Annotated in this window: 2 protein-coding genes; one reads left to right on the forward strand and one right to left on the reverse strand. The window is 75.6% G+C overall.

Going from position 1 to position 2023, the window contains the following annotated elements; translation table 11 throughout:
• Positions 1-1243 (reverse strand): AfsR/SARP family transcriptional regulator (locus ACFV4N_RS43210; protein ID WP_499678502.1); only part of this gene is annotated, 1243 nt, incomplete at its 3' end.
• A gap of 171 nt (positions 1244-1414) precedes the next feature.
• Here ACFV4N_RS43210 and ACFV4N_RS43215 point away from each other — a divergent pair.
• Positions 1415-1972, forward strand: a complete 558-nt coding sequence (locus ACFV4N_RS43215) for an RICIN domain-containing protein (protein WP_499678503.1) — start codon at positions 1415-1417, stop codon at positions 1970-1972.
• Positions 1973-2023 lie beyond the last annotated feature (51 nt).

A 2023-nucleotide genomic window follows, 5' to 3' on the forward strand; every position in this document is an offset into this window, starting at 1 on the left:
CCGCTGTACTGGCGGCTGTCGGTGCGCCGCGTCGAGGCGGGCGCGGACCACCTCGACCGGTTGACCGAGGTGCTGTTGCGCGCCCTGGGAGCTCACGTAACCGGCTGACCGCCACGCGGCGGGGGGTGCACCGCGGCGGGGGTCGGGCGCAGCGGGTCCCGCGACGGCAGGGCCCGGCACGGCCCGAGCCGGCCGGGAGGAGGACGGCGCGGTGGGAATCGGCGACCGGGCCGCGGAACGGGGCCGCCCGGGTGCGGGTGGTGACGGGCGGCCGAGGTGGGTCGGCGCCGAGGGCGTCGAGGAAGCCGCGCACGGCCCTCGCGGTGTCCACGGGGTGGATGTCGCACGGGGTGGTGAACAGCCGGCCGGCGAGGGGGTGGTGCGGCGCGAGCGGGGGTCCGACCGGCGCGGTCGGCAGGAGTTCCACCGGCGCGGTGGGCGAGGATCCGGCCGGCGCCGCGGGTGTGGTCGGCGCGGCGGGCGAAGACCTGGCAGGCGCGGTCCAGCCCGGTGCGTCGGGCGCGGTCCCGGCCGGCGCGGTGAGCGCGGGGTCGGCGTCGAGGATGCGGCCGTGCAGTTCCCGCAGTGGCGCGCCCGGTTCGGTGCCCAGTTGGTCCACCAGCCGGTCCCGGACCAGGCGGTAGTGCGCCAGGGCGTCCGCGGTGCGCCCGGCGCGGTGCAGCGCCAGCAGGTACTGGCCCGCGACCCGCTCGTCCAGCGGGTGCTCGGCGGCCCGCGCGGACAGCTCGGCCACCAGCCCCTCCCCCCTGCCCGCGCGCAGCTCGGCGTCGACCAGTTCGTGTTGCGCGGCCAGGTGTTCCTGCCGCAGCCGGTCGCGTTCGGCGTCGGCCCAGTCCCCGGGAACGCCGGTCAGCGGGTCGCCGCGCCACAGCTCCAGCGCCCGCGCCCACCGCTCGGCGGACGCGTGGGCGCGCAGGGCGCGGAACCGGTGCAGGTCGACCGCCGCCTCGTCGACCTGGAGCACGTAGCCGCCCGAGCGGCGCGTCAGGGGCACCGCCCCGGCCGCGGCCTGCCGCAGGCGTGAGAGGTAGGTCAGCAGCGTGGCCCGGGCGCGCAGCGGCGGGTCCTCGCCCCAGACCCGCCGGACCAGGCGCTCGACCGGCACCACGCGTCCCGCGTCCACCGCGAGCGCCGCCCACACGCACCGCTGCCTGGGCGGGCCCAGGTCGACCGGGCGACCCCGCGCGAGCAGGACCACCTCACCCAGCAAGCGGATCTCCACCACGGTTCCCCCCACGGCACCGGCGTTGTTCCCCTGTCACCTGGATACCTGCTCCCACCGGCGTTTTTGAGGGAACCACCGAGGATTCACACGATCGAGTCGGCACGGTGTGGTCGTCAGCGGCGGTTCGCGGACCAGGGGTGCGCGGACCGCGTGAACACAGGGGGAACCATGAAGAAGACGATCGTCGGACTGCTGGCCCTGGGCCTCGCGCTGGCCTTCGTGCCGGGTGCGAGCGCCGGGGAGCCGTCGGCGCTGCTCCCGCCGCGCCCGGCCGTCGCCGGGGACGGTGGCGCCCAGCGGTCCGATGCCGTGCGGACCAGGATCCGCAGCCTGCACGGCGACCGCACCCAGTGCCTGGACGCCGACTCCAACAACGGTGAGAACGGCACGCGCGTGCAGGTGTGGCGGTGCAACGGGCAGCCGCAACAGGTGTGGGTCGCCGAGGGTGGGCAGCTGAGGAACGAGCGGTTCCCGGGGATGTGCCTGGACGCCGACACCACCACCGGCGGGGCGAACGGGACCCGCCTCCAGCTGTGGCGGTGCAACGGGGAGTCGCAGCAGCAGTGGCGGTTGCTGCCGGACGACCTGGCCATCTACAACCTGCGGTTCCTGAACGACTTCCGCACGGTGGTGGACCGCGATCCCGCGCAGGTCGACGGCGCGGTGGCCCAGTTGTGGGAGAAGAACTTCCAGTCGCAGCAGTGGTGGCAGTTCGAGCCCGCCTAGGCCGCGGGGGGGGGGAGGGGAGGATGGGTTCTCTCTTATACACATCTCCGA

It is taken from the genome of Actinosynnema sp. NPDC059797, from assembly GCF_042732085.1.
In the GTDB taxonomy this organism is placed as follows: Bacteria; Actinomycetota; Actinomycetes; order Mycobacteriales; family Pseudonocardiaceae; genus Actinosynnema.